Origin of the sequence: Paenarthrobacter sp. NEAU-H11, from assembly GCF_050573415.1 — a bacterium.
Taxonomy (GTDB): Bacteria; Actinomycetota; Actinomycetes; order Actinomycetales; family Micrococcaceae; genus Arthrobacter.
In genome coordinates this window covers 225,655-238,269 of the sequence record NZ_JBNZGA010000003.1, presented here as the reverse complement: position 1 = coordinate 238,269, position 12,615 = coordinate 225,655, and the positions used below count along the sequence as shown (strand labels likewise).

13 protein-coding genes are annotated in these 12,615 nt (G+C 69.3%); 8 read left to right on the top strand and 5 right to left on the bottom strand.

Annotation, left to right across the window (positions count from 1 at the left end):
• The first annotated feature begins 57 nt into the window (after positions 1–57).
• The 3 genes from ACQ3DC_RS05845 (at position 58) to ACQ3DC_RS05835 (ending at position 2,235) form a co-directional block, all read left to right on the top strand.
• Positions 58–747 carry a protein tyrosine phosphatase gene (locus ACQ3DC_RS05845; protein WP_321214630.1) on the top strand — a complete coding sequence of 230 codons (690 nt, stop codon included), beginning with the start codon at positions 58–60 and terminating at the stop codon, positions 745–747.
• 194 nt (positions 748–941) lie between these two features.
• The gene (locus tag ACQ3DC_RS05840) at positions 942–1,520 is read left to right on the top strand and encodes an RNA polymerase sigma factor (RefSeq protein ID WP_157240589.1); all 579 of its coding nucleotides are present in this window, start codon (positions 942–944) and stop codon (positions 1,518–1,520) included.
• Positions 1,513–2,235 carry a hypothetical protein gene (locus ACQ3DC_RS05835; RefSeq protein ID WP_157240591.1) on the top strand — a complete coding sequence of 241 codons (723 nt, stop codon included), beginning with the start codon at positions 1,513–1,515 and terminating at the stop codon, positions 2,233–2,235. Before ACQ3DC_RS05840 ends, ACQ3DC_RS05835 begins: the two co-directional genes overlap by 8 nt.
• A 10-nt stretch (positions 2,236–2,245) precedes the next feature.
• Here the strand turns inward: ACQ3DC_RS05835 and ACQ3DC_RS05830 are convergent, their stop codons facing one another.
• On the bottom strand, positions 2,246–2,773 hold the full coding sequence (locus ACQ3DC_RS05830; RefSeq protein ID WP_157240593.1) for a COG4315 family predicted lipoprotein: 528 nt from the start codon (positions 2,771–2,773) through the stop codon (positions 2,246–2,248).
• Positions 2,774–2,940: 167 nt separating this feature from the next.
• Between ACQ3DC_RS05830 and ACQ3DC_RS05825 the strand changes: the two genes are divergently transcribed.
• Positions 2,941–3,441, top strand: coding sequence for a sigma-70 family RNA polymerase sigma factor (locus ACQ3DC_RS05825; RefSeq protein WP_157240595.1), 501 nt, complete (start codon positions 2,941–2,943; stop codon positions 3,439–3,441).
• Entirely contained in the window at positions 3,438–4,100 is a 663-nt protein-coding gene (locus ACQ3DC_RS05820; RefSeq protein ID WP_323057516.1) for a zf-HC2 domain-containing protein, read from the top strand. Before ACQ3DC_RS05825 ends, ACQ3DC_RS05820 begins: the two co-directional genes overlap by 4 nt.
• Before the next feature lie 66 nt (positions 4,101–4,166).
• Here ACQ3DC_RS05820 and ACQ3DC_RS05815 read toward each other — a convergent pair whose 3' ends face one another.
• The 3 genes from ACQ3DC_RS05815 to ACQ3DC_RS05805 form a co-directional block, all read right to left on the bottom strand.
• Complete coding sequence (locus ACQ3DC_RS05815) at positions 4,167–5,015, bottom strand: DUF1206 domain-containing protein (protein ID WP_430751769.1); 849 nt, start codon at positions 5,013–5,015, stop codon at positions 4,167–4,169.
• 143 nt (positions 5,016–5,158) lie between these two features.
• Positions 5,159–6,082 (bottom strand): tRNA (guanosine(46)-N7)-methyltransferase TrmB, encoded by a 924-nt coding sequence (gene trmB / locus ACQ3DC_RS05810; protein ID WP_157240599.1) that lies wholly within the window; start codon positions 6,080–6,082, stop codon positions 5,159–5,161.
• A gap of 36 nt (positions 6,083–6,118) precedes the next feature.
• On the bottom strand, positions 6,119–6,388 hold the full coding sequence (locus ACQ3DC_RS05805; protein ID WP_321214624.1) for a hypothetical protein: 270 nt from the start codon (positions 6,386–6,388) through the stop codon (positions 6,119–6,121).
• Positions 6,389–6,691: 303 nt separating this feature from the next.
• Here ACQ3DC_RS05805 and ACQ3DC_RS05800 point away from each other — a divergent pair, with 303 nt between their 5' ends.
• Both ACQ3DC_RS05800 and ACQ3DC_RS05795 read left to right on the top strand, forming a co-directional pair.
• Entirely contained in the window at positions 6,692–8,011 is a 1,320-nt protein-coding gene (locus ACQ3DC_RS05800) for an MFS transporter (protein ID WP_430751768.1), read from the top strand.
• Positions 8,012–8,024: 13 nt separating this feature from the next.
• On the top strand, positions 8,025–9,425 hold the full coding sequence (locus tag ACQ3DC_RS05795) for an MFS transporter (RefSeq protein ID WP_430751767.1): 1,401 nt from the start codon (positions 8,025–8,027) through the stop codon (positions 9,423–9,425).
• Between the two features lie 61 nt (positions 9,426–9,486).
• On the opposite strand, the gene ACQ3DC_RS05790 is transcribed toward ACQ3DC_RS05795, so the two are convergent.
• Complete coding sequence (locus ACQ3DC_RS05790) at positions 9,487–10,257, bottom strand: class I SAM-dependent methyltransferase (protein ID WP_421093219.1); 771 nt, start codon at positions 10,255–10,257, stop codon at positions 9,487–9,489.
• Positions 10,258–10,646: 389 nt separating this feature from the next.
• Between ACQ3DC_RS05790 and ACQ3DC_RS05785 the strand changes: the two genes are divergently transcribed.
• Positions 10,647–12,533: a DEAD/DEAH box helicase gene (locus ACQ3DC_RS05785; RefSeq protein WP_323057511.1), complete on the top strand. Its 1,887-nt coding sequence runs from the start codon at positions 10,647–10,649 to the stop codon at positions 12,531–12,533.
• The last annotated feature ends 82 nt before the right edge of the window (positions 12,534–12,615 follow it).

The window sequence follows — 12,615 nt, the reverse complement described above, 5'->3', positions numbered from 1 at the left end:
GATGGGTCCGCCCGCCGGGCCCGAACCAAACGTGTTGTCTAGTTTCTGGAGTCTCTTATGTCGTTGTTCACCGTTCTTGCCACCAGCAAAGTAGCCGCCGGAGTCCTGGCAGCAGGCACCATTGCCGTCGGCGGAACCGGCGCCGCCGCCGTTTCCGGTGTCCTCCCCGCCGAGGCGCAGCAGACCGCCCACGACCTTTTCGGCGCCCCGGCCCCGAAGCTGGCAGCAGAAGCAGCAGGCGACGCGCAGGCAACTGCCGAGGCGGCCGCTGACGCTGCTGCTGACGCCGACGCTTCCGCAGATGCAGATGCAGACGCCGACGCTGCGGCCGAAGGCGGCGCCACCGTCACCGACGAAAACGTCTCCGCCAAGGCCTCTGCCTCCGCTGGTGCCAACACGGCCGTTGATGCAGCCGGTGCCGCAGCCTTCGGCCTGTGCACCGCCTTCACCAACGGCGGCCTGAACGCTTCCTCCGAGGGCTTCTCCTCGCTGGTGATCGCCGCTGAAGGCGAGGCAAACATCGAAAGCTTCTGCGCCGACGTCGTTGCCGAGGCTGACGCCGCCGCCGAAGCCGGCGCCGCCGCCACAGGGTCTGCAGCTGTTGATGTTGAACTTCCCGAGGCGCCTGCTGTTCCGGCCGTTCCCGCCGTTCCCGGTGTCGACGGCGAACCTGCCGTTCCCGCCGTTCCGGCTGTCCCCGCCGAGGCCGGCAGCGTAGTGGACACCCCCTCCGTTTCGGTCCGCTAGCCGCCAGTCGGTAGTCTGTACTGCGGGAACGGCAGTGGCTCCGTTCCCGCAGTACGGCAGTCCGGGACTGCACGAACGCCAGCCGCACGTGCCGCAACGTGCCCCGGACCAGATGCCGAATGACGGCACGCAACACACCATGGAGACTGGCAGTCCGAACCGGAGACCGGGACAGGCGTGAGCCGCGCCCCGGGATGGAGGAGCCGCTGGTGCTAAGCACTTTGGCCCAAGAAGAGACCGACATACTCGAGAGTACGGCCGGAACAGATCCGGCGGTGCTGTTCGGTGCTGCCTACCGGTCCTTCGCCGGCCCCGTCCAGGGGTACCTCCGGGCGCGCGGGGTGGATGATCCGGAGGCGGTGACGCAGGACGTGTTCCTTGCCTTCTACCCGAAAATCGGCGCTCTCACCGGCGGGCTCCAAGGCGCCAAGTCTCTGCTCTTTTCCATTGCACACGCGCGGATGGTTGATTATTACCGCCGGCTGGAGCGCAGGCCCCAGCTGAGCCCCTACGATCCCGCGCAGGACGCCAGGACCACGCCGTCGGCGGAAGAACACGCCGTTGAACTTCAAGGCGGCGCCGCTGCAATGCTGGACGGACTCAGCGAGGAACACCAGGAAGTACTGGCCCTCCGCGTAGTGGCCGACCTGTCCATAGAACAGGTAGCGGACATCATGGGCAAAAGCACCGGAGCCGTCAAACAGCTCCAGCGCAGGGCCCTGCACAACCTCAAGGCACAGACGCTTCAAAGAAACCAGGCGAATCATGAGTGACACCGCAGCATCCCGCAGCGACGCGTTCGTAAACCAGCTGCTCCTGGAGGCAGGCATGGACGACGACGCCCGGCTCCGCCCCGCGCTGCTGGAGCTCCGTGAGCTCGCTGACGCCGCGCCCGAGCCCTCCGCCGCGGTCGCTGCGCTGATGGCGCCGGCCGGGGCAGCGGCCCTTCACCAGACCGCAACCGTGGAGGATGTCCCTCGTGCGGATGAGCTGGCGGCGCGCCGCAGGGCCAAGCGGCGCCTCGCGCTCACCGCGCTGTCCGTGGCAGTTTCGCTGAGTGCCGGCGGCGCTGTTGCCGCGGCGTCGGACCAGGGGATCCGCGAGTCTTTTACCCACTTGGGCCACAGCATCACGTCATTCGTGACCGGTTCCGGGGGAGCACCTGCCGGCAACCGGGCCGAGGAACCCGCTGCGCCCCTCCCGGCGACTCCAGCCGGCCCGGCAACAGCCCCGGCCGTACCAGCCCCCGCCCCGGATTCCGTGCCGGCCGGCGGAGTCCCGGCTGTGCCTTCCGAAGAGCCCACAGCCCCGGCAACCGCTCCCGGCCAGGCCGTGCCGGGCAAGCCCGCCGACGTACCGGCAGCCGGCACGCTGCCCACCGCCGTTCCGGAGGACCTCGCGGACGGCCTCAGCCGCCCGCCGGTCCCCGTCCCCGGGCCGTCGGACATCCCGCTGCCCCGGACACTGCCCACCGTCCCGGTGCCCTAAAGCACGGCTCTCAATACGCTGCACCACCTGCCTTGATCATGGCGCCTGACGGGCTGGCCAGATACCAGACATTGTTGACGCCCTGGCCCAGGATGTCGCCGGGCTTGGCGTCCTTGGCGAAGTAGTACAGCGGCAGTCCCTCCAGGGTTACCTGCTTCTTCCCGTCCGGCGTCGCGATGGTGCCCAGCGTCCCGCTGACGCCGTCCGCGGACGGCCGTTCCGAGGTAGTGGTGACCGGCGGCCACGCTGCAAGGCAGGCGTCCGTGCAGGCGCTGGTGCCGGAATCCTTTGAATCCTTCGTGAAGAAGTAGACGCTCATGCCCTTGGCGTCCACAACGATGGTCCCGGCGGTTGAAGAGGCCGTCTTGAGGTCGGCGGCGGTGCTGGCGGTTGCAGTGGCTGCGGGTGATCCCGCAGTGGCCGCGGGACTGGCCGCCGGACTGGTGGTGGCCGGTGCTGTGCCGGTGCTGCCGCCGCAGGCAGCCAGCGCCGCGGAAAGGGCCAGCGCGGCGAGGCCTGCGGCTAAGGTGTGTTTCATGGTTTGCTCCTTGGCTGGGCCCGGCGTCGGATCACCGGACGCTAACCCCTACGACGCACCGGGACGGGCTTTGGTTCACCCCGCCTGCGCATTGAACCTTCCGCCGTCCCATGGCGTCTTTACGGGCGTATAAAGAACTGTGCGAAGAACCCGGCAGGAGGGACGGCATGCCGCTTGACGAGGACGTGGTGAAGTCCATCTACCGCGACCACGGCGCTGCCCTGCGCCGCTTTGTGCTGGGCATTTCCCGCGACCCGCAGCTCGCGGAGGACGTGGTCCAGGAAACCGTGTTGCGCGTCTGGCAGCAAACGCCTGAAATCACCGGGAGCCTCCGCAGCTACCTGTACCGGACGGCCCGGAACATCATTATCGACAACTACCGCAGGGCGCAGCGCCGCCCCGCCGAGATGCTGGAAGGCGACGTTACCGAGCCCGCCGTCGTCATGGAAAGAGTGGACGAGCTCCTCAACCGCGTGCTGGTCGAGGAGGCCCTGGTCCGGCTGAGCAAGGAACACCGGGACGTCCTGGTGGCCCTGCACTACCGGCGCTTCACCGTGAACGAGGCCGCCGTCCAGCTCAACATCCCCAGCGGAACGGTCAAGTCCCGCGCCTATTACGCCGTGCGGGCGCTGCGCACCATCCTGGACGAGATGGGCGTGGAACGGTGAACACCGCGGAACCGCACCAGCTGCTGGGCGCTTACCTCCTGGGCGGCCTCGACGCCAAGGACCTCGAAACGTTCGAGGCCCACCTGCAGGAGTGCGGGAAGTGCCGCGACGAACTTGCCGGCCTGGAGAAGATTCCCGTGCTGCTCGACGCCCTCCCCGTGCCGGACGCAGTGGCGCTCACGGCTGTGCCCGGGAGGCTGCCGGATCCGGTGCCGTCCCCCGATCCGGCGCCGCTGCTGCGCAAACTGGCGCACCGCCGTCGGACATTACGACGGCGGTGGACGGCGCTGGCAGCCGCCGCAGCCGCCGCCTGCCTTGCCCTGGGCCTGGCGGGCGGTCCCCTCCTGGCCCGGCCCCCGCAGCCGGACGCCACCTACTCGGTACAGTCCGGCGGCGGCCTCCAGTTCAGGGTCGACCTCGCCCGGAAGACCTGGGGAACGGAGCTTGCCGTGAACGGCAGCAGCCTCCCGGCCGAGGGGACGCTGTCGCTGTGGGTACGGGACCGTGATGGCGGTGAGGACCGGGCGTGCGCCTGGACGGCGACTCCCAGCGGCAGGGTCAAGGTCACCGGGGCCACGCCGCTTCAGCTGGGGAGCATCTCAAGCGTTGAACTGCGCGATGCCACCGAACGCGCCGTGGCTGTGATCACCGTGCCCTGAGGTGCCGCCCCGTGGGGAAGCGCCACCCTTGGGGTAGCGCCAGCCCCGTGGAACCGCCAAAACAGGCTAGTGGTTCAATTTGCCCAGCTTGGCGCGCACCATCATGAACACGCCGTAACAGATCAGGCCTGCCCCCACCGCGGCCAGGAGGTAGATGCCGAAGGGCTGGTCACGGAGGGCGCGGAGCCCGCCGTCGAGTCCTGTGGAGTCCTCCGGATGGGCCTGGATGGTGGCGACTGCGATCAGCAGTCCCGTCAGCAGCAGCACCGTGCCCTTGGCCACGTACCCCGCGACGCCAAGCACCGTAACGGCAGTCCGGGCTGGCGGGGCAGCCGGCATGACCAGGTGCTTTTCGAAGGATTTCCTGAGGCCGCGGATGCCGTAGATGACTCCGGTGACGGCGATGGCGGCGCCCAGCAGGACCAGCAGGGCCACACCGCCGGGAGCCTTCATCAGGGTGAGGGTGAGGTCGGTGGCGGACTTTTGGTTGTCCGCGCCGGACCCTGTTCCCAGGGCGAAGGACATGAGCGTCAACGCGAGTCCAGTGAAGACGAGCGCCTGGGCGCCCGCCTTGGCCTTCTTTCCGGCTTTTTCCTTGGTGGGCAGGCGGTTGTAGTCAAAGATCGCATCGCTGGTTTGCCACAGTGCCAGCCCCGCGCAGGCCGCGAAGCTTGCCCACAGGAGGAATGGCCCCGCGGGCTGGGTGGCGAGCTCGGCCACCGCGCCGCTGAAATCAGCGTTCCCCGTACCTCCAAACGCCAACCGGATGGCGATTGCGCCGACCAGCAGGTGCAGGATGCCGCTCGCCGCGAACCCTGCCCTCGCCAGCAGTTCCAGCGTCCGGGAGTTGGTCACGTTCTCCGCCGCGTCGACGGCCTGCTTCATTTCCTTTTTGATGGCTGTTCCTTTGTGCATCCGCTGAGCTGGCGTGCGCCCCCTGCACACAGGGCAATCGTGCCACGCGAAGGCGGTGCGGAACAGTGGCCGGGTCCTGGCGGCCGGCGGGAGTGGCGGCAGCAGCGTGGCCTGACGCCGGCTGCGGCGGCTGCAGGAAGGTCCTACAGCCGGCGGTAGCAGAGATCGAAGATCAGACGCCCGGCCTCGTGGGCCTTGGCCTCGAAGCTGGTCCGGATCCTTCCTTCGAACCGGGGCGCCCAGCCTCCGGTTTCGTCGATTCCTTCGTTGGGTCCGGTGTGCTCGGTGCTGACGGGGGCGCGGCCCTCCCGGACCGGTGCTCCGCCAACGACGGACTCGACGCCCGACTGCCACACCTGCGTGAGGGGGCTTTCGGGCCCGCGGCGCTCGCCGGTGTGCAGGTTTTCAAAGTCCTTGGAACCTGCCAGGACATCCCGGACGTGGACGGCGTAGTTGGACCAGTCGGTGGCGATCCGCCACAGGCCGCCCGGCTTCAGGGCACGGGCCGCGAGGTCCGCAAACTCCGGCTGGATGAGGCGGCGCTTGTGGTGCCGGGACTTGTGCCACGGATCGGGAAAAAAGACCCAGAGTTCGCTGACGGAGCCCGCCGGGAGCATCGTGGCCAGGACCTCGGGGGCGTTGGCCTCCACCACCCGGACATTGCTGAGGCCGCGGCTGTTGATCTTGATGATGGTGTTGGCCAGGCCCGGGGTGTAGACCTCGACTGCCAGGAAGTCGGTGTCCGGGTTCTGCTCGGCGGCGTGGCACACGGCGTCGCCCAGGCCCGAGCCGATCTCCACTATGAGGGGAGCCTTGCGGCCGAACTCGGCTTCGGCGTCGAAGGTGTAGTCGGGGTGGACCGAGGTGTTTGCAATGTGGCGGGGGACGTCCACTGCCCACCGTTCCGCATGCTCCTCCCAGGCTGCCTGCCGGCGGCCCTGCAGGCGCGTGCCGCGGCGGACGAAGCTGACCGGCCGGCCGCCGTACGTGCCGAAGGAAGCCTGCGTCCCCGGCGTGACGGGCCTCGGGACATGCGGCTGCTGGGGGTTTTCTGGGGATTCGCTCATCACTTCCAGAATAGCGGCGCACGGCCAATGCGCTGCTCACAGTTTCCCCAACTGGTCCAGCGCAGGCCCCGCGGCCAGGGCAACCACTAAGCCGCCGATGCACAGTGCACCAGCAGCCCGCCGCCGCCCGGGCGATGACTGCGGTTGGCCGTACACGATGGGGACGGACAGTGCCAGGGACGGCAGCGAAAAGAGGAGCGGCAGGCTGAAGAACACCAAAGGCACCAGCCAGGGCGTCTCTGAGGGGCCGTTGGACGGATACGTGGCAAGCATGGCAAACATGGCCAGCGGCGCAGTAATCGTCATGCTGGCAAGGGCAAGGCCGGCCAATATCAGGCTGGCGTTTGCTTTGCGGACGTTGCCGTGGACTTGGGGTGCCCTACTCTCAGCCGGGGTTTCCCCAGCCTGCGACAGCCCGTGCCCACGTGGCTCATTCGGTGGCTGAATGCCCATCACTCTCCTGTCGTTTGCGTGATCACTGTGCAACCTGCGGCTGCCGCGGACTGCTGCTGCGGGTTCCAACGTAGGCGCAGGGGCGGAACCGCCGGGAGGTGCCGCGGTCCATATGTGGATAACCAGGCAGCCGACCCATCCTGCAAGAATGGGCGGATGAGGGAAGCGACCAACGCCGAGGCAAGGAACCGCCGGGCAATTGACCCTGCGGTGAAGGGGCAGTCAGGGACGCTGGTGGACGCAGAGGTTGACGAGACGCCCGCGCCCGGGCCGACCCAGGTTGGCAGCCGCCGGCAGCTCGTATACCTGGGGCTGTGCCTGGTCCTGATCGGACTGAACCTGCGGACAGTCTTTTCCAGCTTCTCCGCAGTCTTCCCCGAGGTAACGGCCCAGGCAGCCCTGCCCGGCTGGGCCGTGGTGGTGCTGACCACCGTGCCCGTCACGCTGCTGGGCGTGTTCGCACCCCTGGCCCCCGTACTGGCCAGGCGGTTTGGTGCCGAGCGCGTGCTCCTCGGCGCCATGGCGGTGCTTACGGCAGGGCTGTTGCTGCGTCCCGCTGAACTCGACCTGCCGGGAACCGGGCAGGCCGCCGGCCACCTGCCCGCGCTCCTGGCCGGGACAGCGGCCTGCGGGGCGGCCATCGCCCTGTGCAACGTGCTGCTGCCCGGGCTGGTCAAGCGCGACTTCCCGCACCGGCTGGGCCTGATGGGCGGGCTCTACACCACGGCCATCTGCGCCTCGGCGGCGTTGGGGGCCGGATTCACCTACCCGGTCTACACGGCAACTGGCGACTGGACCCTGGCGCTGTGGTCATGGGCGGTGCCTGCCGCCGTCGTCCTTCTGTTGTTCCTCCCGGTGGCCCTCCGCCAGCCGCGCATCCGGCACCAGGCCGTCCGGGACGGCGTGAACGTGTGGCGCTCCCCGGTGGCCTGGCAGGTGACCATCTTTATGGTGCTGCAGGCCATGATGTCCTTCAGCGTCTTCGCCTGGCTGGCGCCGATCCTCCGGGAACGGGGTGTGGACGGGGCAACGGCGGGGCTGATCGTCTCGATGTCCATCGTGCTGCAGATGCTTGGCTCGTTGTTCGCGCCCGCACTTGCCGCCAGGTTGAAGGACCAGCGTGCCATCAACACCGCCGTGGCCCTCATCACCGGGGCAGGCTTCACGCTCAGCATCTTCGGCCCCCTGGACCTGGTCTGGGTGTGGGCGGGCCTGCTGGGGCTGGGCCAGGGGAGCCTGACCGCCGTGGCGCTGACCATGATCATGCTGCGGACCCGTGACGGGCACACCGCCGCACACCTGTCCGGAATGATGCAGGGCGTGGGCTACGGGCTGGGCTCCACCGGCACGCTGATGGTGGGCCAGCTGCATCAGGCCACAGGGTCCTTCACCGCCGCGGGTGTCCTGTTCCTGGTGGTGGGCCTGCTGGCGGGGATCTTCGGATACCGCGCCGGCCGCAACCGGTTCGTCAGTTAGGGGCCGGGCTGCCGTGCAGGATTCCGTTGTTCCAGCCACCCGTCCCGCCGCGGGCATCCTCCGGGGGCCGTACCTCTGGGTGACCGTGGGCACGTGCGCCCTGGTGTTCCTGGCGGCGTTCGAATCCCTGGCCGTCACCACCATCATGCCCCTGGTCAGCCGCGAACTCGACGGCGCAGGACTCTACGCGCTCGCGTTTGCCGGCCCGCTGGCAACAGGGGTGATCGGCATGGTTGCCGCCGGAAACTGGTCCGACCGGCGCGGCCCCACAGCCCCGCTCTATGCCTCCGCGGCCTTGTTTGTGCTGGGCCTGCTGATTGCCGGAACCGCGGTGTCCATGCCCGTGCTGGTTGCAGGCCGCCTGGTGCAGGGCCTGGGCGGGGGAGCCCTGACAGTGGCGCTGTATGTGCTGGTGGCGCGCATCTATCCCGGCGCCCTGCACCCCAAGATCTTTGCCGCGTTCTCCGCGGCGTGGGTGGTCCCGTCCCTGGTGGGGCCCTTTGCGGCCGGGATCGTTGCGCAGGTCTTCAGCTGGCACTGGGTGTTCCTGGGCGTGGTGGGGCTGGTCATCCCCGCGCTGCTGATGATCGCGCCTGTGCTCCGGGGACTGGAACCCCCTCCCGGACCGGCCGGGGAGCCGCATCCGCCGCCACCCTGGGCGCTGGGCCGGTTGGCCTGGGCAACCCTGGCGGCGCTCGCCGTGCTGGGGCTCAACCTGTCACGGGAGATCCGGATCCCCGGCGTTCCCGCCGCTCCGGCACTCCTGGCGGCCGCCGCCGTCGTGATTGCCCTGCTGGCCGTCCGCCCGCTGGTGCCGCGGGGCACCCTCACCGCCCGCCGCGGCTTGCCCAGCGTGATCCTGGTGCGCGGGCTCGCCTCGGCCGCGTTCTTCGGGGCCGAGGTTTACCTGCCGTACCTGCTGATCGAGCAGTACGCCTTTTCGCCCACCTTCGCCGGCCTTACGCTTACCGGCGGGGCGCTGGCCTGGGCAGGAGCGGCGGCAGTGCAGGGCCGCCTGGGCACCAGGCTGTCCCATCGCCGTGCGGCGGTCATCGGCGCGCTGATGGTCCTCGGCGCGGTGATCCTCGCCCTGGCCACCACCGCGCTCCACTGGCCTGCCGCCGTCGCGATTGCCGGCTGGATTTTCGCCGGCGGAGGCATGGGGCTGCTGTATCCGCGGCTCAGTGTCATGACCCTGGCCCTGTCCAGCAAGGAGAACGAGGGCTTCAACAGCTCCGCCATGTCCATCGCGGACTCGCTGGGCGGGGCGCTGGCCCTCGCTGCGACGGGCATCGTCTTCGCAGCGTTTACGACGACGACGGAATCCTTCGCCGGGGTCTTTGGCCTTGCCGCCGTGCTCGCCGTAGCCGCGGCCGCCGTCGCGCCCCGGGTCACCGGCCGCCCGCGCACCTAGCGCCCGACGGAGCTCCCGGGCAGGTCTGATTCCTGTGGCTGGCCTGATTCCTGGCGCGGGGTCAGGGCAACCGGGTGGCCCGCAGGACGACGTCGGCGATCGTTGCGTGCTGGCCGTCAGGCCCCGTTACCGGCCGCTCCCGGCTGGTCTGGACCTCCAGCTGCCATTCGGGGCTGTCCAGTCCCAGCTCCCGGACGAGCTCGTCACCGGTGTAGAACATCCCCCTGTGGTCGTGCCCGCCGCCCCACGGCGGCAGCCTGTCCGGGTGGTGGCCCACCACCAGCAGCGTGCCGCCGCGCTTGACTGCCGCCGCGGCGGTGCGGAGCGGGCCCTGCCAGGTGAGCTCCTGCGAGTGCAGGAACTGCGATGTCACCAGGTCGAAGGAGTCCCCGGGATCCCACTGGTCAAGGTCAGCCTGCTGCCAGGTGATCCGGCTTCCGATGGCGCCCTCCGCGGCATGGACGCTTTCGCGGGCCAGCTCGGCCTTTTCATGGGAACGTGCCCGGTCCAGGGCCACCGCGGAAACGTCGACGGCGGTGACTGTCCACCCCTGCCGGGCAAGCCAGATGGCATCAGCTCCTTCGCCGCAGCCGAGGTCCAGCGCTTTCCCGGGACGGAGGCCGCCGGCTTCCCGCACCAGCTGGGGGTTGGGCTTGCCGCTCCACAGCCGGGGTTTGCTGCGGTAGCGGTCGTCCCAGATGGCCGCGGCATCGGCTCCGGTGTGTACTGCCACGCCCTCGGCGAACGTGCCGCCGGAGGGGCCGGCGTCGTGCATCTTCTGCTGCGGTGCAGGATGCTGCGCTTCATTCCGGTGGGGCGCGTGTTCACTCATGCCTCAAGCCTGCCCCGGCCCCGGGCCCAAGGCAACGCCCAACTAGGTAGCGCTAAGTGTCGTTTTCAGGGGTCAAAACGACACTTGGCGCTACCTAGTTGGGAGGGGCGGAAACGGGGAGCGGTCCCGGGATGCTAGACTGGTGGAACTTGATGTGCAGTGATGCCCAGGTTTTCCGGTGTGAAGGTCCTCCTTCATCCAGGGACTGGGCTTTTTTCATGTGAGAGGCACATCCTGCGTCGATGAACGCGTTCCATTTGGTCCCGGCCGCCGCTTTGCATAAGCGGCAGCAGGCTGGTTGATCACCTGAATTTTCTTCGGCGAACCCTTGAGCCAACCGGCATCGGGGGCCGATATCCGTACGGATACCGCCTGAAAGACCTTTGACTTTGACTACATTTGCTGCCCTCGGCACGCCCAAAGCCCTTGCTGACACCCTCACCGCCCAGGGAATCGAAACCCCGTTCCCCATCCAGGTGAAGACCCTCCCTGACACCCTTGCAGGACGCGACGTCCTGGGCCGCGGCCGTACCGGCTCCGGCAAGACCATTGCCTTCGCCATTCCGCTGGTGGCCCGGCTCGCCGAGCGCGAAGCCCCGTACTTCCGCAAGCCAGGCCGCCCCATGGGCCTGGTCCTTGCACCCACCCGCGAACTGGCCACCCAGATCAACGCCACCATCGAGCCGCTGGCCAAGGCCGCCGGCCTGAACACCACCGTGATCTACGGCGGCATCTCCCAGGCCAGGCAGGAAAAGGCCCTGCGTGCCGGCGTCGACATTGTCATCGCCTGCCCCGGCCGCCTGGAGGACCTGATCCGCCAGCGCATCCTCACCCTTGAGGCCGTGGAAATCACCGTGCTGGACGAGGCTGACCACATGGCTGACCTCGGCTTCCTGCCCGTGGTGAAGAAGCTCATGGACATGACCCCCAGCCAGGGCCAGCGCCTGCTGTTCTCAGCCACGCTGGACAACGGCGTGGACAAGATCGTCCAGCGCTACCTGTCCAACCCGCTGACCCATTCCGTGGATGACCCGCAGGCCGCGGTCACCACCATGGAGCACCACGTCCTGGTGGTCAACGACCAGACCGTCAAGAAGCAGCTGATCGTGGAGCTGGCCTCCGGCGCCGGCCGCCGTGTCCTCTTCATGCGGACCAAGCACCACGCCCGCAAGCTGGCCAAGACCTTGACCGACGCCGGCATCCCCGCCGTCGACCTGCACGGCAACCTGTCGCAGAACGCCCGTGACCGCAACCTCGCCGAGTTCTCCAACGGTGACGTCCGCGTCCTGGTGGCCACCGACGTCGCCGCCCGCGGTGTTCACGTGGACGACGTCGAACTGGTCATCCACGTTGATCCGCCCACCGAGCACAAGGCATACCTGCACCGTTCCGGCCGCACCGCCCGTGCCGGCTCCGACGGCACCGTGGTCACGCTGACCCTGCCGGAGCAGCAGTCCGACGTCAAGAAGCTGATGAAGGCCGCCGGCGTCGAGGTCAACTTCGAGCGCGTCACCGCCAACTCACCGCTGGTTGCAGAACTCGTGGGCGAGATGGCCGACAAGATTGATCCGCGCACCCGCGCAGCACTGCTGGCCAAAAAGGCCGCGCAGCAGGGCGGCGGCACCTCCACCGGTGCCAACGCCGAGCGCAAGCGCGCCCGCCGGCAGGCCGCACCCACCACGGGTGGCCGTGGCGGACGCGGCGGACGCGGCAAGGTTTCGGCCGAGCCCGTCCGCACCGATGTTCCCCGCGCCGAGCGCCGGGCCGTGGCCTTCGAGGGCCGCACCGAAGCCCGCGCGGCATTCGACCGGGTGGCTGAGCAGAACGAGGACCGCGCCATTGCGGCGGCAGCGGCACGGCGCAACAACCGTGGCCGCGTCACCGCTTCCACGCACCGCAACGACGTCCCCGCAGCAGGTGGCCGTGCATCGGCCGGCCGCGGTTCGGACGGCCGTGCAGAATCACGCGTCACCCGCAGCGACGCCCCGCGCGGCGGCACCGGGCGCCCGGCTACCTCGGGTGGCCAGCGCAGTGGTCGCCCGGCAACCGGCCAGCGGGCCGCAGCAGGTGCCGGTGCAGGTACCCGCGGTGGCGGTTCACGCTCCGCTGGTGCAGGTGCGGCCACCGGCGGCAACAAAGCCGTCTGGTCCTCCAACACCGGCGGCACCTCCGGCGGGTCCTACGGCTCAAGCAACGGCGGCGGCTCCGGCCGTCCCGCCCGCAGCGGTCCCCGCCGCGCGTCGGCTCCGGCGTCCAACGAACGCCGCAGCCGCTAACCTTTCGGACTTTCGCGCCCGAAACGGACGGGCCCCCCCCGGGTCCCCGGGGGGGCCGGGCGCGTCGGGGGGGGGAAGCCGG